The organism is Thermofilum adornatum, assembly GCF_000446015.1.
GTDB classification, from domain to species: domain Archaea; phylum Thermoproteota; class Thermoprotei; order Thermofilales; family Thermofilaceae; genus Thermofilum; species Thermofilum adornatum.
Genome location: NC_022093.1, coordinates 707,714 through 727,322 on the forward strand (window position 1 = coordinate 707,714; position 19,609 = coordinate 727,322).

Here is a 19,609-nt window from a genome sequence, read left to right on the forward strand (position 1 = left end):
GCCGAACCGCGATGTTGACATGCGCGCTGATATCAAGGTATCGTGGGGTGGTGGAGCGTGCAAGACGTGGTGATAGTTGATCGTGTTACTAAGGTTTATCCTAATGGTGTGGAGGCTAATGTGGATGTTTCTTTGAGGATCTGCAGCGGGGAGATTGCTTGTGTTTTGGGTCCTAATGGTGCCGGGAAGACGACGCTTATCAGGCAGGTTATGGGGATTTTGAGGCCTACGAGGGGTAGTGTGAGGGTTTTTGGGTTGGATCCTGTGGTTCATCAGGGTGTTGTTAAGAGGAGGATTGCCTATGTTCCGCAGCTTCCTGTTTACTATCCGCACGAGACTGTTGTTGGGATTAGCGAGTTTTTTGCTAAACTGTATGGTGTTCCTCTTGGCCGCGTTAAAGAGGTCTTAGAGGCCCTCGATCTGTGGGGTATTAGGGATAGGAAGGGGGAGGGGCTTTCGCCGGGAGAGAGGAAGCTGTTACTGCTCGCGCTTGCCCTTATTAAGGGAGGCGACCTCTATGTGCTGGACGAGCCTACGGCTTTTATGGATGTCCTGAAGAAGAGGACGTCGTGGGAAATGTTGCTTGGGGAGAGGAGGGAGGGTAAAACCATGATTGTTGTTAGCCATGATGTCGAGGAGGTTAGGAGGATTTGTGACAGGATCTACATCATGTTTGGCGGCCGGCTGGTTGCAAGTATAGCGTCGCCGTCGGAGCTCAGCAGGGGGGTCGAGGTAAGGGTGTATTATGGGAGGCCGGGGGATATAGCTGATTTCTTTAGGAGGGGGGAGGTAAAGGTTTCGGAGGAGTCGCTGGTGGCGAGGTATGCCCAGCTGGCTGACGCTGTTGGGGATTTGCAGGAGTTTGCTTTGAGCCCTGTAAGTAGGGAGGCGAGGGTTTTTCTCGAGTACCCCTCTACGGAGTCTATTGTCGAGTTTCTAGGTGGTGGGAGGGGGCGTTGATGAGGCTTCGAGCACTTTTTCTTATGATGGGCTTCTTTTTGAGGACCTACATGGAGAACTGGCTATACTTTTTAATGCTGTATTTGGTACCGCTGACTTACCTAGTTGTGGTTTTCGTGATGGCCCAGGGGAGTCTCGAGGCCCTGGCTACGGGTTTAACTGGCTTCGTTGTGATGGTTGGTTATCAGTATTTGCTCCAAACGTCGGCATCCTTCATTTCGAACATGTTTGAGCCGCAGGTGTTTGAGACTTACTACTTGATGCCCCTGTCTTTCCCGGAGATACTTGCGTCCTTCATTGCTGTGACAGTGTTCTTGATAAGTATGCCCCCGGTGGCGCTGTGCTCACTGGTATTGGCGTGGACTGTGGGCATCGTGGATGTTCCCGTATATCTGGCAGGGATAGTCTTGATGTATGCGTTCTTTGTGCCGCTGGCTGTTCTATTAGCTGTGACCGTGAAGAGGGCGATGACGCTGGGCTCTATCCTATCGTTTTCAGCGTTTGTGTTGATTATAGCGTCGCCGGTGTTCTACAGGCTTCTTTACGTCTCGGAGCCTTACAGGGCGCTGTTGCTTCTTAACCCGCTTACGCATATTGTGGTGGTTTTGAGGAGTGGCTCTGGGCTTCAGGAAGGCTTTCCAGCTGTGTCCTCTATTGCTCTTCTCACATTGATGTCTTCGGCTCTCTGGGTTCTCCTCTGGTACAAGCTTCGAGGGGGCGTATTCACGATTATTGAGAGGAGGAGCTAAATCTGTTTCCCCGTTGTTGTAATGGGTCCCAGTTTGATGGATGAGTATTTTGAATGGGACTGTTCCCTGCTTGTGGTGGCTGATAAATGTGACTGAAGTTTCTGTTGTGAGTGGCTCAGTTTTTAGGCTCTAAATCACTTTTCATCCGGCTAGGAGTCATCACTGCCTATATACCCATCAAACGTTGTAGAGAACACCAAATAAAGATTACGTGTGATTCAACCATGAGCGGGGGTCTTGTCTAAGTGGTTACGGGCTAGGCGCTAGCGCGCGCTCATTCTTGCCCTGGCTCTGGCGCAGTCCTTAACCATATACGCTTTACCCTGGCACTACATACGTAACTTGGTCCTAAGCGATGACGCCCAGCCAGATTCGCCAAGTAGACCATTATACCAGCAATTTTTACCCCCCTCGTTTGGCAAAGAATTTCTATTTTTTATTTTTTAAGGGCTAGTCCCACCAGAGCATGATGTACGCTTTTCCCTTTGCTACTAGCGATTCGTACTCTTCGCATGTGAGTCTCACTTCTTTTTCCAATGTCAATATGTCGTCCCAGACCACGGGAAGCTCGTCGCATCCATATTCAACCTTGTCGAGTATTTCCTCCTCGTATTCATATTCTTCCTCGTTCCCCGCGTTCTCTGCCATTGTAGGCCATGAGAACATTTTTCCGATGAACGGGGGCTGGACAAACATCTTCTTCCCCTCTCTTTCCACCTCGACAACGGGGAGAATCTCGTCAGGTTGTAAGAGTTGTTTTTCGAGTTTTTTGACGAGGGGTCTCACGAGCTCCTTTGCCCTGTCGATCGGGATGAGCACAGCCTCTACAATCACACATTCATCCATTAATACATTAACGAGGAAGAGGGTGCTTGGCTCCCTTTTGGCTAGCTCGACGAAGTCCTTGATGGGTGGGATGTCGTTGACCATCTCCTCCAGCTCTTCTTTTGGGATAAGCCTTGCCACCTCTACCAGCTGTTGGGCGGTTATCACGCCCTTGTAGGTCGCCCCGTTCCCACTCACATCCACGAGCTGGCTCCTAAGCGTCTCTAACACTTTCTCCGTGAAGTGCACAGATTGGGAAGACACCTACGTAGTCATCTCCACTCATAAAATTGCACTGCACCTCGGTTAAAATTTTTCTGTAAGAGAAGTGCGAAAATATTTTCCCACGACTTAGATTGTGAATGTGACGACGTAGAACAGTTTTCTAAGTGTGTCAATCCTCTTCTTTACCTGCTTGTGGTTCTCAGTAAAGTTCACGTGGAATACGATTTCGTCCCGTAGCCCCTTATTGTCAGGCTGTCCATGTATTTCGACACGTGGCTGTAGTCTATTACAACATTGAATCCCATGCTCTAGAAAAATAACGTCAAGACGGCTGTGGTCTTTGTTCTCGACCGTGCTGAATAGCCGGCGTGGCTACAGTTACGTATCCTCTTGATTTCGTTTCGGTTATCCGTGTTGTTGGCGTATGGGAAGGTATACGCTTTCGTAAATGTTAAAAATGCTTGTGGTTAATTGTTTTTTGGTATGCCTATTCCGTCGCCGGAGGAGCTTCGGCTGTTGAGGATTCGTGCTGGTCTTACCCAGGCGGAGCTGGCTGAGAGGGCTGGTGTGAGTCAGAGCTTGATTGCTAGGATTGAGTCTGGGAAGGTTAATCCTAGGGTGTCGACTCTTGTTAGGATTTATCAGGCGCTTGAGGAGTTTATGGAGGAGGAGTTGACGGCGTGTGAGGTTATGAGTAGTCCTGTTGTGTATGTTTTGCCTTCTGCGTCTCTGTTGGAGGTTGCCAGGCTTATGTGGGAGAAGGGGTTTAGCCAGTTGCCTGTGCTGGACGAGGAGGGGTCCGAGAACTTGGGGACGGTTTTTGATGGTGATGTTTTGAGGGCGTTTATTCGTGAGAATGCCCGGGCGTCTATGCTTACCGCTGCGGACGTGATGTCGGACCCGTTGCCGATTGTGTCTTGCTCTACGAAGGTTAGGAGTGTTGCGAGGATGCTTGGTAGGGGCTTGCCGGCTGTGCTGGTGGAGGACGAGATGAAGATTGTGGGGATTATTACTAAGAGTGACATTGCGAAGCTTCTCTTGCATTCGAAGCCGCAGCAGTAGCTGTTAGCGCGCGCTGATTCTGAATAGTGGATCGAGATACTATACTATGAAGGTCGATAACAAGCTTCGGGACCCAGAAACATAGTTATAGTATTAGGGAGCTTGAGGAGAACGTGGAGTTAGCGGAGAGGGAGACTATGCATCTAGCGTGCGCCTACGTGAGTCCATGTGAGGACCATAAAAGGTGGAATGGTTTTCCTGGTAAGCTATGAATGCCATGCAAGAATTGCAATAAATTGCAAGAAAAAAGCCCTCAAACAGATAGAATGTGGTAACTATGACCTGCATCATAATAATAATCTTTGGAATAACTATTTGCTTGGACTAAATAAAAAACATTAATTGTGGCTAAAAAAATAAAAATACCTTTTTGTCTTTCGTTGGTATTAGGTGAGGAATAGGTGATGAATATGATTAACGGTGAGATGGCCGGGGATGCTTGGGGATCTAAAGATACAGGTGTGCCTAGGGGCTTTTCTGTGGAGGTTGTTTGTACGGTTAACCAAGACACGTGTGAATCTTTGAAGAGAGATTTTTCTGAGTTGTTTCAGAGACTTTGTAACCGTGGGTTGTGCTTGAAAAAAGTAATTTTATTTGTGAAGAAACCTAGTGATCAAACAATGCTTCAGTTACATGCTTTTGATTTTGCTACAATCGATGCTTTTGGGGTATTCTTAGTAGATAGGGAGAAGCCGTTCGAACTCGTCTCGACTCTTAGTGCCATCTTATCATCATATCTTTATTCATCGGGGATTCTTCAGGGCTGTCCCCGCTGGGTGATTGAGGGTTTCTCGCTGTACTACGCGTTGAAGGCCTATGCTGAGGTGGATGCTGAATCTGCACTTACAGTTGAGAAACGTTTCATGGAGGAGTCTAAGAAGTCTGGCGTGGATGTTGATGCATTGGGGTCGTGGAGATACAAGGAGCACCCAGTTCTGAAAGCTCTATCAAAATCAAACATTCTTCAAGAGAAAGCTTACAGAGTCTTTCAGGTATTTTACTCGACTGAGTCTGAGAGGGATGACGGTTCAGTCGCTAGTTTTAGGGCTGTATCGTACATGGTGGTTAGGAAGGCGTTGGAGTCGTTGGGGTCCAGCGTTGGGGCTGGAGAGGCGTTAAAGCTTCTAGCGTCTTTTGGTGATGGGTGTTCTGCGAAGGTTTTAGAGCTGAGTGGGTCTGGGGTTTAGGGTGCGGGGCTTGGATAAGGGAGTGACATTTAGGGATGTGTATAAATACGTGGTGCACGGCGCCACCTTTGAAACTGATGAGAAAGGTGCATACGTTCTCTTGGGCCCCAATGGAAGCGGAAAAACAACTATTTTGAGGCTTGCCGCTGGTGTCTTGAAGCCTGAGAAGGGAATAGTACTTGTAGGCGGGAGGGATCCTTACAGGGATCACTTTGCTAAGGGCAGAATAACGTATGTGTCCAATACTGTGTTGGCAGACACATTTGAGACATGTGGGAGCTACTTGAGTTTTTATCTTCAGACAACGCCGAGGGACATGAAGGGGGATTTGAAAGAGGCAGTTTCGTACTTTGGGGTTGAGGGGATGCTAGGGCAACCAGTGTTTAAACTGAGTGCAGGTCAGAGGAAGAGGCTTGAGTTGTCAAAGTTGCTCCTGAGGAAAGCCACATATATATTTGTTGACGAGCCTACGGCTAACCTAGACAGTGATGGGAGGCGAAAAGCCATAGAACTCATTAAGAGGCTTTCTGGAAGCTCGCTTGTTCTATTGGCTACCCACGAGCTTGACACGGTGGATGAGTTGGAGGCAGATGTAATAGTTGTGAAGGACGGGGTCGTTGAGAACATTTACAGCTATGAACAGTATGTAAAGTTATCGGACAAGTTGCAAGGAGGCTACCTGTTAGTCGCTAAGGTTTCCTGGAAGCCAAAGGCCGGGAATCCAAGGGATTTCCTGAAGAAGTACGGCTCCAAGGTGGAGATCCGAAGGTTGGAGGTCGACGCAACGGCATTGCTTCGGAGCATGGGGATAGACTTGGGCGACTTCGGGGAAAACCCTAGCGTATCTGTGGTCTGGATGGATGTTGATTCTTCGGAGATGCCTGCTGGAACCGTTTTTAAGGCTCCCGAGGGCCTCATGGTACCCTTGAACCTGGAGCTAGTTGCTGTTGACAGGGCTACTGTTTCTAAGCTCATAGAGGACTTGATGGATAAGGGCGAGGTTGAGGACTTGAGGATTACTAGGGTCGCTGGGTGAAGTGGGATGGGGTTGCGTGACTACCTTGAGGTATCGTGGGTGTTGGTGTCCTACGAGTTTAGGGGGCTCTTCAAGAGGAGGGTGGAGTTTTTGTTGTCGCCTATGCTTTCATGGGCTATAGCCATGTTGATTACCCCTCTTGGGCTCAAACTTTATGGGTCTTCTATAGGGTTGGAGAAGGTCGTTGTTACGGGCATGATTATTCAGGGAACAATAAGTGGGGCAGCGATAGCTCCATTCTACTTTTTGGTTGAAATAAGCTTGGAGTCTGTCGATAAATTGATGCAGGTTCCCTTGCCGAGGTGGGTCGTTCTTCTGTATAGGCTTCTCGTGTCGGCCACAGCTGGGCTGTTTGTCTCTTTGTTTGTCTGGTTACTTGCGCTCCCATACTTGGGCTTTTCTCTGGCATCCTTACTATCGGTTGTCATTGCATCGTATGTGGCCTCGCTTGGCATTTTTGGGCTGGTGTCTCTGGTCGGCTACAAAGTGAAGAATATTCAGAGGCTCTCGATTGTTGCAACGCTTTCAAGCGCGGTTCTATCGTATCTGAGCCCCCTATATTTTCCTCTAGAGGTTTTGCCTGGGCACTTAAGGGTTGCAGTTATGCTTAACCCTCCTTCTCTGGCTGTAGAGCTTGTGAGGAGGGCTATTATATCGGGTGTACTTGATGCTGGCACTTTTGCCTTGATGCTTTTGGTTAACTTGGTGTGGTTCCTAGCGGGCTTTGATGCGGTGGTGAATAAGCTGGATAATAGATAGCCCTTGTACAGCTTGCTAGACTGGTTGGAGGTATTTTTGTGGCTGTAGTAGCCATTGCCATAGTGGGATGTATGTTATTTTTAGGTTGCCTTGTTGTTCCTGGGCTTTGAGATCCCAGGTTATTACTAGTGCATGGGTTGTTTGGAGTTCTTGGGATGCCTTTATGAGTGCGGCTTTTTCTCTAGGCTTTATTTCTGTCTTGCTCGATGCGTAGGTGACTTGTATGAGTTGTCTTGGTCTTTGTCCCTTTGTAATTACGAAGTCTACTTCTGGGCCTTCCCTTTTGCCGTATTCTCTCCAGTAGTTTAGTGTGTAGCCGTTTCGGGCTAGCTCGACTGCGACGATGTTTTCCATTAGTTTGCCGAGGTTTTCTGTAGATTCCGTGCTTAAGGTAGTGATGATGCCGTTATCTATTATGTAGGCTTTTTTGGGGTACTGTTTCCTGTTCCTGATTGTTGGGGAGTATATCTCGGAGAGGAGTACTAGGTAGGCCTGCCTGGCGCACTCGACGTATTCAATGAGTTTGGCTTTGCTTGTCCTGTATCCCAGGGACTTTGCAAAGTTGTAGAGCTTTGAAACGCTGAATAGACCTGTCGCGCCCGTGACGAGGGCGGAGAGTACAAGGTCGAGGATGTCTGGGTCCAGCCTGCATCTTTCAACTAGGTCCCTGTAGAATATAGCGTTGTAATGGGACTTGAGGAATGCTCTTTTTTCCTCTGGGGTCTCCGCTAAGACTACTCTTGGGAAGCCCCCATAGACAAGGTACTCTCTTAGTAGGCGTAGAACTGTGCCTCTCTCTTCTAGGTATGAAAGGGTCTCTGGGTCCCGTATCTCGGCCCTTTTCGCCTTGATAAATTCCCGGAAGCTAAATGGGAAGACTGTATAGTCTACGCTTCTGCCCCTGAGGGCGTCTGCTATCTCTTTGCTTGTAAGCTTTGAGGTAGACCCCGTTATGTATATTTTGTACTTTTCCGAGTCGTGGATCCTGCGGACCCACTTGTCCCAGTCGTTCACGAGCTGTACCTCGTCGAGGAGCAAGTATATAGGTCGGCTCACGTCGGGCTCAAACGTCTCATAGTAGACCTTAACCATGTCCTCGAGATCATTAGCGTCAAGCCTACGTAGCCTCTCATGCTCAAAGTTAACATAGAGAATGTTGCTCCTCGGGACACCCAGAGCCATAAGCTCGCCTACCAGCTGGAAAAGCCTATACGTCTTTCCCGCCTGCCTTGGACCCGTAACAGTGACTATATATGTCGGATCCAGGGGCAACTTGATCTCTCGTTCGACGACACTTGGAAGTTTCCGGGTCTTCCAATCGGCTAGAACCCAACGGAAATCTTCTTCACGCATACTGTTTTAACAGAAAACAACATTTTATTAAAGTTGTTCTAACAGAAAACAACTTTTCCCAAAAACCATACAAAAACATCCAGGGAAGACAAAGTCATTGAGACCCTATTAAAGCTCCGAAGCAAATAGAAACTTCCCAACATATGGTGGGCCCGCCGGGATTCGAACCCGGGACCCCCCGGTGTTCCAGCGCGCGGCGCGCGCTTATGAGCCGGGTGCTCCACCTGGCTGAGCTACGGGCCCTAAGGTCATTAGTTAGAGGTATTTTTTGGTAATAAATTTTTCTTTGCTGGGCATTTACGCACTAATCAGAGAACTTGTAGGAGGCATATAGGAGGTGTTTTGGGACGATAGCTGGTACTGTGATCTCGTTTTTAATAGGATATCTATTAGGATCACTATTAAATGAAATGGATGTATGTGATAGTGGATTAGCATTGCTTTCGTAGCATGGCTAAATGCGAATGCTTGATGGTTATATGACTTAGGCTATTATCCCTCTTCTGAAGACTTATCGCTTTTTCTATATTCCCAGTTTCAGAGGCTATATGATGGCATGAAGTGGGTATCAATGGGCATGTTTATCTTTGGGATGGGAATAGCTCTTTTTGTTATAGTGGCAATGGAAGAACTCAAAGAAAAAAATAGACAAACTAGAAGCAAAGCTGTCCCAGCAAATAGCCCCAGAGAGATAAAATACCCTGCCAGCTCTGTCTCGGTGTTTAGGGAAAAAGTTTTTCTTAGAGTTTTCTTTGTGCTTCTTTTATGGATTCTTCTAGTATGGATAATCCTGTCTCCATTTGTTCTTGTGTGATTGTGAGTGGTGGCGCTATTCTGATTGTGCTTTGGCCTGCACCTATGACGAGCAGTCCCTTTTTGAATGCCGTGTCGAGGGTTAGCTGTAGGAGTTTTATGTGTGGTTCTCCTTTCTCTGTTACGAGTTCTGCGCCTATCATTAGTCCTTTGCCTCTTACGTCTCCTATGGCGGGTATCTCTGTCTGCATTTCTCTAAGCCTCTTCATCGCGTATTCTCCGACCCGTGTGGCATTTTCGAGTAGTTTTTCTTCTTCAATTACCTGTATGGTTGCCAGTGCAGCTGCACAGCTTACTGGGTTTCCGCCGAACGTTGAGGCGTGTGAGCCGGGCGGGAGGTCCATTACTTCTGCTTTTCCTATGATTGCTCCTAGGGGTAGCCCGCTGGCTATTCCCTTGGCGACTGCTATTATGTCTGGTGTTACGCCGAAGTGTTCTATCGCGAACCACTTACCTGTTCTACCCATGCCGCTCTGTACCTCGTCCACTATGAGTAGGAAGCCGTACTTGTCTGCTAACTCTCGGAGCCTCTTGAAGAATTCTGGTGGGGGCACAATGTATCCTCCCTCGCCTGCAATTGGCTCTATGACGACTGCGGCTACTTCTTCTGGCGGGACGTATTTCTTGAGCATCCATTCCTCGATGAAATCTACGCACCACATGTTGCATTCTGGGTATCTCTGTTTGAAGGGGCAACGGTAGCAGTAGGGGTAGGGGGCGTGATATACTCCTGGGAGTAGGGGTCCTAGGTGCCTCCTCTGGACAGGCTTGCTACTGGTCAGCGAGAGTGACCCGTATGTCCGCCCGTGGAAGGAGCCAGCGAATGCTATGATGTATGGCCGTGTCCCGCGGAAGTGTCCCCTAGCTGTCTTTATTGCGGCTTCAATAGACTCGGTCCCGCTGTTGGTGTAGAAGACTTTCTTTGGGAAGGCTCCTGGCGTTATCTTTGACAACTTTTCGGCAAGCTTTACTGGCTCCTCGTATAGGAAGTCTGTAAGCGAGTAGTGGAGATACTTTTCTGCCTGCTCCTTTATTGCCTGGACGACTTTGGGGTGTGCATGGCCTACATTTGTTACGGCTATGCCCGAGTTGAAGTCTAGGTAAACATTTCCATCAACGTCCTCTACCCATACGCCGTAGGCACGTTTAACGACGAGGGGGTACCACCTGGCAAAGCTCTGCATGAGTAGCTCGGAGTCTTTTTTGACTATTTCCATTGATTTGGGTCCCGGAGGGGGAACCACGATGTTTGGCTTCATCGATTTATAAACTATTAACGGTAAATATATATATTTCTATGCGAAGATTTCTACACGAAGTGTTATGGATGTAACATTTGACATTATATGGCTTGGGCGGGGTGGCCAAGGCGTTGTTACGGCGGCAAACCTGCTGGCAGAGGCGTCCATTAGGAGCGGCAAGTATGCACTCTCTATACCCTTCTTCGGTGCCGAGAGAAGAGGAGCCCCGGTCTTTGCATATAACAGGATTTCTGACGGCAAGATTCTTAGCAGGGCCCGTGTGACCCGGGCAGATCTCGTGGCTGTGCTTGACCCTACTCTTCTGGAGACTTTTAGGCTTGAAGGCTTTTTGAAGCCTGGAGGGAAAATAGTGGTGAATAGTGGGGGGAGAAGACTTAAATTGCCTAGCGGGGTAGAGTCTTACTGTCTTGACGCTGTCTCGGTTGCCGAGTCTCTTGGGCTTAGGCTCGCGGGCATAGTGCTTGTAAACATGCCTATGCTTGGTGCAACTGCAAGGATGTATGGCGGGGTAGAGTTTATGCATCTCGAAGAAGCCGTGAAAGACCTTATTAGGTCCCAGGTCGAAAAGAATGTTGAGGCTGTGAAGAGGGGTTGGGAGAATGTCGGGAAGTGCAGTTAAGCTCTTGGCGAGGCCTACAGTTGGGGCTGTATCTGCGGGGTCCTGGCGAACCGAGAGACCGGTCGTCGACATGTCTAAGTGTAAGCTTTGCGGCGTTTGCTGGCTATACTGCCCTGACGGCGTAATAGAGATAGACGACGAAAAGAAGATGCTCAAGATAGACTACGACTACTGTAAGGGTTGTGGTATCTGTGCACAGGAGTGCCCGTTCAAGGCTATATCCATGGTGAGGGAGGGGTGAAGACTGTGGCTGGCAAGGAAAGACTCCTTTTGACTGGAAACTATGCCGCCGCATACGCCGCACGGGACGCAGACGTAGACGTGGTCTCGGCTTACCCCATAACTCCCCAGACGACTGTCATAGAAAAGATCGCCGACTTTATTGCCTCGGGAGAGCTAAACGCAAAGTTTGTACGTGTTGAGTCCGAACACAGCGCTATGGCTGCCCTCATAGGCGCATCCAGCGTGGGGGCAAGGACCTTTACAGCTACGAGCGCCCATGGCCTATTATACATGTATGAGGTGGTGTGGTGGGCGTCGGGCGCCAGGTTGCCCATAGTCATGGGGCTGGTTACACGTGCTCTTGGACCGCCCTGGAGCATATGGAGCGAACATGCAGATTTCTATACTATGAGGGATAGCGGGTGGAACCTGTTCTTCGCCTCAAACGCCCAGGAGGTATACGACCTGCTCTTGATTTCCTATGGGGTGTCCGAGAACCAGGAAGTGATCCTGCCCTCCTGTGTGGGTTGGGATGCGTTCGAGGTTAGTCACACGTATGAGCCTGTTTCCGTTCTAGGAAGAGAGGAAGCTTCGAGATTCCTGCCGCCGAAGGGGTCGTTTAAGCCGTCTTTGAGTAGCGAGGAGCCCGGGTCTCTTGGAAACCTCGCCTACCCGCCCGAGTACCTGGACATTAGGCATACCATGCGCCAGGCGTCTGACAAGGTTCTCGGGGTATTTAGGGAGGCGGCGGTAAGGTATGCGAAGCTTACGGGCCGCGACTACTCGGGGATGTATGAGTGTTACAGGTGTGAGGACGCAGATACAATAATCGTTGGCATGGGGTCCATTATGGGCGAAGCTTACAGGGCTGTTGACAATTTACGTGACGAGGACATGAAGGTTGGTGCTCTGAAGCTTTGGGTGTATAGGCCGTTCCCATATGAGGAGCTCTACAAGGCTGTCCAAAACGTGGATACAATAGTCACTGTGTCTAGGTCTTCTGTGTTTGGGAGCATGTCTCCGATCGGACTGGACTTTGCGTCCCTGATAGCGTCTAGGGGTCTAGACGCAAAGATAGCTGACTATGTGGCTGGCGTTGGCGGGATGGATGTTTATGCAGAGGACTTTGTTGGAATGGTTAAGGATGCTCACAAGAATACTGGTAGGAATGTTTGGTGGGTGAGATAGATGTCGCACAGGATGTTCCCGAAAGAGGAATACATACTCAAAGGGCACGCTGCCTGTCCAGGCTGTGGAGCCACGTTGCTACTTAGACATGTCTTGAAGGCTCTAGGGCCAAACACTTACCTCGTTATACCTGCCTGCTGTACGAGCGTGATTGCTGGCCCCCATCCAAGGTCGGCGTTTAAGGTTCCGGTTCTCCACATAGCCTTCGCGGCCAGCGCGGCTGCTGCCTCAGGCATGATTGAGGCACTCGACAAGCTTGGGAAGCCAGCGAACGTCGTGGTTTGGGCGGGAGATGGAGGCACTGTTGATATAGGCATCCAGGCTCTGAGTGGAGCGGCTGAGAGGGGCCACAACATAATATACATATGTTATGATAACGAGGCATACATGAACACGGGTATACAGAAGTCCGGCTCTACGCCGTACAAGGCCTGGACCACTACGACCCCAACGGGTAATGTAAGCTTTAAGAAGGATGTCCCGTCGATAATGGTTTCCCACAGGGTTCCCATTGTAGCGACGATTAACCCCGCATACCCAAACGATATCTACGAGAAGCTCAGAAAGGCGCAGGGCATAAAGGATGGTCTAAAATATATACATGCCTTCTCGCCATGCCCGCCGGGCTGGAGATACGACTCGAGCCTGACGGTAAAGATCGCACGTCTAGCCGTTGAGACGGGCATATGGGTTCTCTACGAGGTTGACCATGGAAAGTTCAGGCTTACGGGACCCAGCAAGAACCTATTAGACAAAGACAAGAGGAAACCTGTTAAAGAATATCTAAAGCTTCAGGGAAGGTTTGCACACCTGAGAGAGGAGGACATAGAGGAGATCCAGAGGCTCGTAGATGCACAGTGGGAGTCTATCGCCAAGCTGTTAAAAGAGCAAGAGTAGAACCGATATAGCTAGGGCCAGGAAGACAAGTAGCAAGCCGTCCCTTGTGTTTTTCCTTGTAGCAACTGATATCTTGTCTAGTTTTTCGCCGTCCATGAACTTGTCCCTTACTGACAGGACAGTGTAGCCGACCTCTGCCTCCTGGAGGCTGGCCAACGCGTCCTGGGCGCATTTCACTGCTTTTTCTAGGACTTGCTCTGGGTTAACGGATCCCACGGGGTAATAGTCTCTGCCCTGGTAGAGCCCAGTATAGATGTGTGTGTCGGTCGTTGTAACTATGACTGTGTCTGCCATGTTGCCCAGCCTCGACACAAGCCTTGCCTTGAAGTCGGGCTCCATATTGTTACCGTCGAAGGACGCCACTAGGAACCTTTTCCCTCCTATGCTTATTGCGGCGCAAGCTATGCCTGCGGGTCCAATGGTTATATTGTCTGTATAGTCTATGCTCGAGAAGCCTGCCTGTATCTTTCCCTCAGTTATCTTGTTCTCGGTAGCGGTCCTCACGGCGGCTATTATTTTTGCTATCTCGTCTTCTTGTTCGTTTTCAATCTTTAGGAAGCCGTCTGCGATCATGTTGTGATTGTCGACTGTGACTGTGCCTAGCTCTTCTAGCGAAAGCTCTGAGACCCTGTATGGGAGGTCCTCCATTATAACTATGGGGTCTAAAAATGCTAGTCTTGGTATGTCTCCGAATCCTAAGACCGTTATCCTAAGGAGGCTCGTTGTATATTCCCCAGCCCACCCGGAGCTAGCACGTGGCTGTACCTGTGCTCCGCATATTGCGCTGGCCACCCGACTTGTAGCTTCAACCGTAGCTAGGTTCTCGGAGTGCGCAACTGGTGCCTTGAGGAATAATACAGGAACTTTTGAGCACTGTTTTACAAGCTGGGGTAGGGTGCTACTTCCAAGTGTCCTCAATGGTCCAGGATGCACGTTTGAAACGACGAGTCTGCCAATTTCCTGGCCACGGCTGTGGAAGGAGTAGATGTGTATGGGTAGTGTCCTCTCTGTTGATATTTTTTCGAGGTACTTTTCTACGTCTATGTGGTCGCCTGAAAGGATGTATCTGAGAAAGGCTTCGAGGAAGCCGAGGCTACTCACACCAGCGATTCTCCTTATCCTGCTGTCGATAATAGTGAAGATTATGAGTGAGAAGACATAGAAAATAAGCGTGGCATAGAGTAGCTTGGTGTCGAAGCCTAAGAAGCATATGAGTACCAAGTTGAGGGCTGAGTATAGGGCCCCAAGATGGACGCTGTAAACTGCTACCGCTAGTAGTAGCCCTAGGAGAACCTCGAAGACCGCTCCATATACCGGGCTCTTTCCGAGAAGGATTACTATCGGCAGGAAAACGAGATATATGAGGAACACGCCGAGGCTCCTCCTAAAATTAAAGACCCTCCTGTTCACGAGATAGAGGAACGCTGGAGGGAACAATGCGTAGACAAGGGATTTTGTAAGCTCGAGCGTGGATATGTGCATGATCCATGATAAAGCGAGGGAAAAAGTCGCCATAATAACTGCAAAGACTACTAGGTGGAGTGTTTTTGGAAGCCTGATGAGCCACCTGTAGCTACTCCTGAAGCCCTCATAATTGTCAGTGGACATAATTCCCGAACAAAGATAGAGGTTAAAATATTTTAGTCAACGTATCGCTACAGCCACGTGGAAAATGCGAGCAACCAGAAGCGTGTCCCGCCGTGTGAACGGATATCTAGAGAAGTTTCTGTTGCATTTGTACAGCCTCTCTACGAGCAGAACATCGGCTATATGGCGAGGGCGATGAAGAACTTCTGCCTAGAGAAGCTCTACCTCGTAAGCCCCAGGTGCACGCTTGGGCTCGAGAGCAGAAAATACGCTATGCACGCTGCAGACATAGTTGAGAATGCGGTAATAGTTGAAAAATTCGAGGAGCTAGTCGGGAAACACGACATAGTGGCTTGCTCGACAGGAGTCAAGGGCGAAGAACCCCTACGCAGACACGTTTCACCGGCAGAGATGGCGGCCATACTAGCAGAGTCAACAGGGTCGAAGCTTGTAGTTATCGGCAGGGAGGACTGGGGGCTCAGTAGGCAAGAGCTATCACTATGCGACCTGATAGTCCACATAGAGGCGAACCCGGCTTATCCGTCCCTAAACGCATCGCATGCAGCAATCATTCTGTTCTACGAGATATACAACAAGTACCACTTGTACGAGCCGAGGATAGAGAGGCCCCCGAGAACCGAGGTGGAAGCCTTCTTCAGGTACCTAGACAGGCTTGCAGAGACCTTGGGGTACCAGGAAACAGAGAGAGAAAGACTCGCCTTAACAATCAAGCGATTAATAAACGAGACGAGATTTACAAAAAGGGATCTACGTGCGCTCTTCGGCATAGTCAGGGACAGCCTCAACGCCATCGAAAAAAGTGAGAAACAGGAGAAAAACACGCCAAGCAAATAAAACTAGAAAGGGTCCTTGAAAATCAAAGAAAATCCTGGTGCCCCGGCCGGGATTTGAACCCGGGATCCTTGGCTCGAAAGGCCAATATCCTGTCGGCCGTGCAGGCTGACCGGGCTAGACGACCGGGGCTTCAAGTAGGAGAGGCAAAAAATAAAATGAACCTAAGATTTAAAAACTTTTCATTTGGCCTATGACAAGAACTTGTCTCTACAGGTCTTCTAGGGGTGACGGGAACAACGTATAACTACTGTATTTTAAATGTACAATGAACGTGCCCAAGTTTTTGTGTAAGTTTTTCTATAATGTATGGTCTGCTTCTACTGGATCTATTGGAGTATACGATGTCTGTGGAGGAAATATTTGAACAGTACCTGGGGTCAAAGATTTATCGGGACCGCGAGAAACTGTTGCCTGACTACGTGCCCGGGGAGCTCCCGCACAGGGACGAACAGATAAGGCAACTAGCAGTTACTCTTGCGCCTGCTCTTAGCGGTAGCAGGCCTTCTAACGTCTTTATATATGGCTTGACTGGAACCGGCAAAACCGCTGTGACAAAGTACGTCCTCAGGAAGCTGATGGAGAAGGGTAACGGCAGGATAGAATATGTATATGTAAACTGCAGGCAAAACAACACCAGTTACCGGGTGCTCGCCGAGCTCGGAAAGTTTCTCGGTATAAAGATTCCCTTTACTGGTCTGGCTCTGGGAGAAGTAATGAAGAGGATTATTCATGGACTAGAAAGGAAGTCTAGGATACTCATAGTGGTGCTGGACGAGGTAGACAACCTGGTAAAGAGGAACGGCGACGATGTCCTATACTTCTTGACCCGTATAAATGAGCAGCTCTCAAACGCTAAGGTAAGCGTTATAGGTATAACAAACGACCTCAAGTTCACCGAGTTCTTGGATGCTAGAGTCAAGAGTAGCCTGGGCGAGGAGGAGCTAGTTTTTCCGCCCTACAACGCGGTACAGCTTGAAGATATCTTGAGGCAGAGGGCAAAAGAGGCATTTAACGAGGGGGCTATAAGCGACATCGTGATAAAGAAGGTCGCGGCAATAGCTGCACGGCAGAACGGGGACTGCAGGCTCGCCCTGGACATACTTTTAAAGGCTGCCGACATAGCAGAGAGAGAGCGGGCGAGCCAGGTCACAGAGGCACATGTAGAGAAAGCACGCAACGAAATTGAGAAAAATCTCACGGTGGACACGATCAAGACTATGCCGTTGCATGTCAAAATGGTCTTGGCGGCTGTGTATCTTCTCTCAAGGGACGGGTCTACAAAAACGATAACAACTGGACTTGTCTATGACAAGTACAAGGAGCTAGCCGCAAAGATAGGTATAGAACCTGTCACAAGCAGGAGAATAACAGACATACTGAATGAGCTTGACATGTCCGGGATAATCAATGCACGTGTAATCAGCCTTGGACGCTACGGGAGGACTAAAGTCATAGAGATAGGTGTACCTCTAAAAAACGTGGAGGAAGGGCTGTCCTCAGACATACTCCTAAAGGCGGCCATAGAAGAAGCCTAGTCCCTAGAATTAGAGATAAAGAAGAGACATAGCTACTTACAGCTCTCTTGTCTTTTGATCTCTCTAAGATATTTTATTCTTGGTTATGTCAGGTCTCCGCAGGTACAGAATATTTCGTGGATCATGTCGTAGAGTTTTTCGAGGCCCTCCCATGTGAGAGAGGAAACAATGGGTATCCTCGTGGCGAACCTGTACTCCTCAAGTATCTGTATCATTTTTTCGGAGATTTCTCCAAGGAGGCCCTCGACCCTCTTTACTTCGTCTGCGAGCTGCTCGGGACTTGTGAGGAGCTTCTGCATTATCTCTAGTTTTTCCCGGCCGAGATCCCCCTTGTTCACCACGGGTATAGTATCTATCCCCAGTCGTAGCTGGGCAATAGTGGCCAGTAGCTTTAAGGATAAAATGTCCTGGGGCCTGGAGGCAAGAGTCGGGTCAAATATAACAATACCCATCACGTAGTCGTATTTCTTCATCTTCTCGACAAACTCAACTCCAAAGTCCCGAAATAGGAAGAGCTCCATCTGTCCCGGCGTATCGACCAGAATATATGGGTTCTTGAGAGATGCAATCTTCGCCACAATATCGTCGAGGTTGCCCATGGCTATCTCTATGCTCCTGATTAGTGCGCCATTTGGGCCCAGCCTCTCACGTGTCATGACCTCCTCAGCCCTGACATAACTCCTAATATCCACGTCTGCAACGTAGGGCGTAAAAACCGCGCCGGGGTCCAGGTTGACATAGCCCGGCTTCATGAACTGGTTCTTCTCAATCCACTTACCAAGGCTGGCCACAAGCGAAGTCTTCCCGCAACCAGCGGGACCAAGAACCACCACAATGTTCTTTTTTACCATGAGATATATAACGAGAACCATGAATAAAAACATGTCCAAAACGCGAAAACTTTTAATTCAGCCTCTCCTCTTTATTTCTTAGCCGGGGTGGCCGAGCGGTCCAAGGCGGTGGACACCCGAGAGGCCACAATGGAGATCCACTACCCCAAAAGGGTGCCCGGGTTCAAATCCCGGCCCCGGCGCCATTCTACCTCTAGCGCGCTGGTTTTCGCTCTGTTATCATCCAGATTGCTTTGGTCTATCGTCTTATTTTTTGAGGGCTCGGCATGCTTTTAAATCTCCTGGGAATATATCAAGGTGATAGGTTTGGAAGAGGCAAAGACAACTTGGAGTGGAGGTAAGTGGTCAAGGATCAGGGTTATGCTAGAGTTTCCCCTAGACTCCGAGGCTTTTCTTAGCCTCCGTGTAGACGACTTCAAGGGTAAGGGGGTGGAGATAACGTCCAGCCACGTGGACGGCAGGCTTATTTATGTCGTTGAATCTACGCCGGATAAATTTTCCCTCGCGAGGTCAATATCCAACGAGTTGCTCCGTCTGGCAAAAATGCTTGAAGCCGTCGGGAAACGTCTTAAACAAGCTGATGGCGGGCCCGCCGGGACTTGAACCCGGGACCTACGGCTCCGAAGGCCGCCGCGCTTCCTGACTGCGCTACGGGCCCTCCTAACCAAGTATGCATAAGGGGCTAGGCTCTAAAATATTCTTTTCTAGTACAGGAAACTGGAAATATCTAGGTCGCGTCTTTCCGTATGGCTAGCTCCATGCGAATAGGTTTTACGGGAAGCTCCGCGAAGCTCCTTGATGAGGCGGGATCCGCTTTCAATAAAAGGGGCGTGTTGATTTTCGGGGCGCCATAGACGGGTAAATTTTCTCAGTCCTATCTTTAACTCCTCGAGGTATAGGAGCCCATCGTCAACGGGTTTGGCATGCACGTAGCCCTTCATTATTCGGCTTTCCAGGTAGCCAGAAGCCTCGATTGTTCTACGGTACCCAGAGGGGTAGCCGACGAGAACAACCAAAAAACCTACTGGAACCTTCCTGTTGAAATATGTTTCCGGAAAAGCATATCCCAACATATGCATGCTCATTTTCATGGGGAATGCTTCTCGCGCCGCTTGCTCTAAGAACATAAATGGAACTAGGTGTATACTTCTATACTTGTCCCTTGCCCATGCCAGAATCCGGAGGGCTCTAGCTGGAATCTTGGGGTCATATACATCTGCAAGGGTTGCGGCTTCGCGTAACCCAGCGACGAGAAAGAAAACCTTGTTGCCAAGAGTCAGCCTAAGCACGGGGATAGAAACCACCGTAAAAGAGCCTTTGTATTTCTCCTTGGGCATGCCTTTGCTCATTAGAAAAATGCGCTAGAGATTTAACGTGGACAGGAGAAGGATGGGGAATGTTGTCCCTATACAAAAAATTTATTAGTGATACGAGAAATAATAAAAGGACAGCTTGCACCCCCTCGAAGCCGGGGTGGCCGAGCGGTCACACCAAAAAGTGCCACAAAAGGCGGCGGATTGCTAATCCGCTGGCGATTTCGCCTCCCGGGTTCGAATCCCGGCCCCGGCGCCATTCTGCAATATATGGGAATAGATTGAAATATCTACAAGGCTAGATTAACCAT

Annotated in this window: 20 protein-coding genes and 5 tRNA genes; 16 read left to right on the plus strand and 9 right to left on the minus strand. The window is 49.2% G+C overall.

The window, feature by feature from the left end; genetic code table 11:
• Positions 1-120 precede the first annotated feature (120 nt).
• The gene (locus N186_RS03945) at positions 121-960 is read left to right on the plus strand and encodes an ABC transporter ATP-binding protein (protein ID WP_240366758.1); all 840 of its coding nucleotides are present in this window, start codon (positions 121-123) and stop codon (positions 958-960) included.
• Positions 960-1,709, plus strand: a complete 750-nt coding sequence (locus N186_RS03950) for a hypothetical protein (protein WP_020962484.1) — start codon at positions 960-962, stop codon at positions 1,707-1,709. Before N186_RS03945 ends, N186_RS03950 begins: the two co-directional genes overlap by 1 nt.
• A 450-nt stretch (positions 1,710-2,159) precedes the next feature.
• Here N186_RS03950 and N186_RS03955 read toward each other — a convergent pair whose 3' ends face one another.
• Positions 2,160-2,798 (minus strand): hypothetical protein, encoded by a 639-nt coding sequence (locus tag N186_RS03955; RefSeq protein ID WP_148682040.1) that lies wholly within the window; start codon positions 2,796-2,798, stop codon positions 2,160-2,162.
• 477 nt (positions 2,799-3,275) lie between these two features.
• On the opposite strand from N186_RS03955, the gene N186_RS03960 reads away from it, so the two are divergent.
• From N186_RS03960 to N186_RS03975, 5 genes are all read left to right on the plus strand, one after another.
• Entirely contained in the window at positions 3,276-3,821 is a 546-nt protein-coding gene (locus N186_RS03960) for a CBS domain-containing protein (RefSeq protein ID WP_187147058.1), read from the plus strand.
• Positions 3,822-3,989: 168 nt separating this feature from the next.
• A complete protein-coding gene (locus N186_RS09705; RefSeq protein ID WP_187147059.1) occupies positions 3,990-4,163 on the plus strand; it encodes a hypothetical protein in 174 nt (57 codons plus the stop codon).
• A gap of 278 nt (positions 4,164-4,441) precedes the next feature.
• The gene (locus N186_RS03965) at positions 4,442-5,008 is read left to right on the plus strand and encodes a hypothetical protein (RefSeq protein ID WP_187147060.1); all 567 of its coding nucleotides are present in this window, start codon (positions 4,442-4,444) and stop codon (positions 5,006-5,008) included.
• A 10-nt stretch (positions 5,009-5,018) separates the two neighbouring features.
• On the plus strand, positions 5,019-6,044 hold the full coding sequence (locus N186_RS03970) for an ATP-binding cassette domain-containing protein (RefSeq protein ID WP_187147061.1): 1,026 nt from the start codon (positions 5,019-5,021) through the stop codon (positions 6,042-6,044).
• Between the two features lie 6 nt (positions 6,045-6,050).
• Positions 6,051-6,803, plus strand: a complete 753-nt coding sequence (locus tag N186_RS03975) for an ABC transporter permease (RefSeq protein ID WP_052885511.1) — start codon at positions 6,051-6,053, stop codon at positions 6,801-6,803.
• Between the two features lie 15 nt (positions 6,804-6,818).
• Here N186_RS03975 and N186_RS03980 read toward each other — a convergent pair whose 3' ends face one another.
• From N186_RS03980 to N186_RS03995, 3 genes are all read right to left on the minus strand, one after another.
• A complete protein-coding gene (locus tag N186_RS03980; protein WP_020962490.1) occupies positions 6,819-8,156 on the minus strand; it encodes an ATP-binding protein in 1,338 nt (445 codons plus the stop codon).
• Between the two features lie 144 nt (positions 8,157-8,300).
• A tRNA-Ile gene (locus N186_RS03985) sits at positions 8,301-8,399 on the minus strand.
• A 497-nt stretch (positions 8,400-8,896) separates the two neighbouring features.
• Entirely contained in the window at positions 8,897-10,228 is a 1,332-nt protein-coding gene (locus tag N186_RS03995) for an acetyl ornithine aminotransferase family protein (RefSeq protein WP_020962491.1), read from the minus strand.
• 64 nt (positions 10,229-10,292) lie between these two features.
• On the opposite strand from N186_RS03995, the gene N186_RS04000 reads away from it, so the two are divergent.
• The 4 genes from N186_RS04000 to N186_RS04015 are packed head-to-tail and all read left to right on the plus strand — an operon-like array spanning position 10,293 to position 13,157.
• A complete protein-coding gene (locus N186_RS04000; protein ID WP_020962492.1) occupies positions 10,293-10,850 on the plus strand; it encodes a 2-oxoacid:acceptor oxidoreductase family protein in 558 nt (185 codons plus the stop codon).
• Positions 10,831-11,091 carry a 4Fe-4S binding protein gene (locus N186_RS04005; RefSeq protein ID WP_020962493.1) on the plus strand — a complete coding sequence of 87 codons (261 nt, stop codon included), beginning with the start codon at positions 10,831-10,833 and terminating at the stop codon, positions 11,089-11,091. Before N186_RS04000 ends, N186_RS04005 begins: the two co-directional genes overlap by 20 nt.
• Before the next feature lie 5 nt (positions 11,092-11,096).
• Positions 11,097-12,260, plus strand: coding sequence for a transketolase C-terminal domain-containing protein (locus N186_RS04010; RefSeq protein WP_187147062.1), 1,164 nt, complete (start codon positions 11,097-11,099; stop codon positions 12,258-12,260).
• On the plus strand, positions 12,261-13,157 hold the full coding sequence (locus tag N186_RS04015) for a 3-methyl-2-oxobutanoate dehydrogenase subunit beta (RefSeq protein WP_020962495.1): 897 nt from the start codon (positions 12,261-12,263) through the stop codon (positions 13,155-13,157).
• On the opposite strand, the gene N186_RS04020 is transcribed toward N186_RS04015, so the two are convergent.
• On the minus strand, positions 13,140-14,765 hold the full coding sequence (locus N186_RS04020; protein ID WP_020962496.1) for a DUF2070 family protein: 1,626 nt from the start codon (positions 14,763-14,765) through the stop codon (positions 13,140-13,142). The two genes, N186_RS04015 and N186_RS04020, sit on opposite strands and share 18 nt — an antisense overlap.
• 57 nt (positions 14,766-14,822) lie before the next feature.
• Between N186_RS04020 and N186_RS04025 the strand changes: the two genes are divergently transcribed.
• The gene (locus tag N186_RS04025) at positions 14,823-15,599 is read left to right on the plus strand and encodes an RNA methyltransferase (RefSeq protein ID WP_020962497.1); all 777 of its coding nucleotides are present in this window, start codon (positions 14,823-14,825) and stop codon (positions 15,597-15,599) included.
• 35 nt (positions 15,600-15,634) lie between these two features.
• Here N186_RS04025 and N186_RS04030 read toward each other — a convergent pair.
• A tRNA-Glu gene (locus N186_RS04030) sits at positions 15,635-15,728 on the minus strand.
• 212 nt (positions 15,729-15,940) lie between these two features.
• Here N186_RS04030 and N186_RS04035 point away from each other — a divergent pair.
• Entirely contained in the window at positions 15,941-17,134 is a 1,194-nt protein-coding gene (locus N186_RS04035; RefSeq protein ID WP_052885648.1) for a Cdc6/Cdc18 family protein, read from the plus strand.
• 83 nt (positions 17,135-17,217) lie between these two features.
• Here N186_RS04035 and N186_RS04040 read toward each other — a convergent pair whose 3' ends face one another.
• Positions 17,218-17,985: an ATP/GTP-binding protein gene (locus tag N186_RS04040; RefSeq protein ID WP_052887249.1), complete on the minus strand. Its 768-nt coding sequence runs from the start codon at positions 17,983-17,985 to the stop codon at positions 17,218-17,220.
• A gap of 81 nt (positions 17,986-18,066) precedes the next feature.
• Between N186_RS04040 and N186_RS04045 the strand changes: the two genes are divergently transcribed.
• Together N186_RS04045 and N186_RS09475 are read left to right on the plus strand one after the other, a co-directional pair.
• Positions 18,067-18,170 (plus strand) — tRNA-Ser (locus N186_RS04045).
• A gap of 121 nt (positions 18,171-18,291) precedes the next feature.
• The gene (locus N186_RS09475; RefSeq protein WP_148682045.1) at positions 18,292-18,588 is read left to right on the plus strand and encodes a hypothetical protein; all 297 of its coding nucleotides are present in this window, start codon (positions 18,292-18,294) and stop codon (positions 18,586-18,588) included.
• Here the strand turns inward: N186_RS09475 and N186_RS04050 are convergent.
• Both N186_RS04050 and N186_RS04055 read right to left on the minus strand, forming a co-directional pair.
• Positions 18,567-18,643: transfer RNA gene (locus tag N186_RS04050), tRNA-Arg, on the minus strand. The two genes, N186_RS09475 and N186_RS04050, sit on opposite strands and share 22 nt — an antisense overlap.
• A gap of 46 nt (positions 18,644-18,689) precedes the next feature.
• Positions 18,690-19,322, minus strand: coding sequence for a hypothetical protein (locus N186_RS04055; RefSeq protein WP_148682046.1), 633 nt, complete (start codon positions 19,320-19,322; stop codon positions 18,690-18,692).
• Between the two features lie 130 nt (positions 19,323-19,452).
• On the opposite strand from N186_RS04055, the gene N186_RS04060 reads away from it, so the two are divergent.
• Positions 19,453-19,557 (plus strand) — tRNA-Ser (locus N186_RS04060).
• The last annotated feature ends 52 nt before the right edge of the window (positions 19,558-19,609 follow it).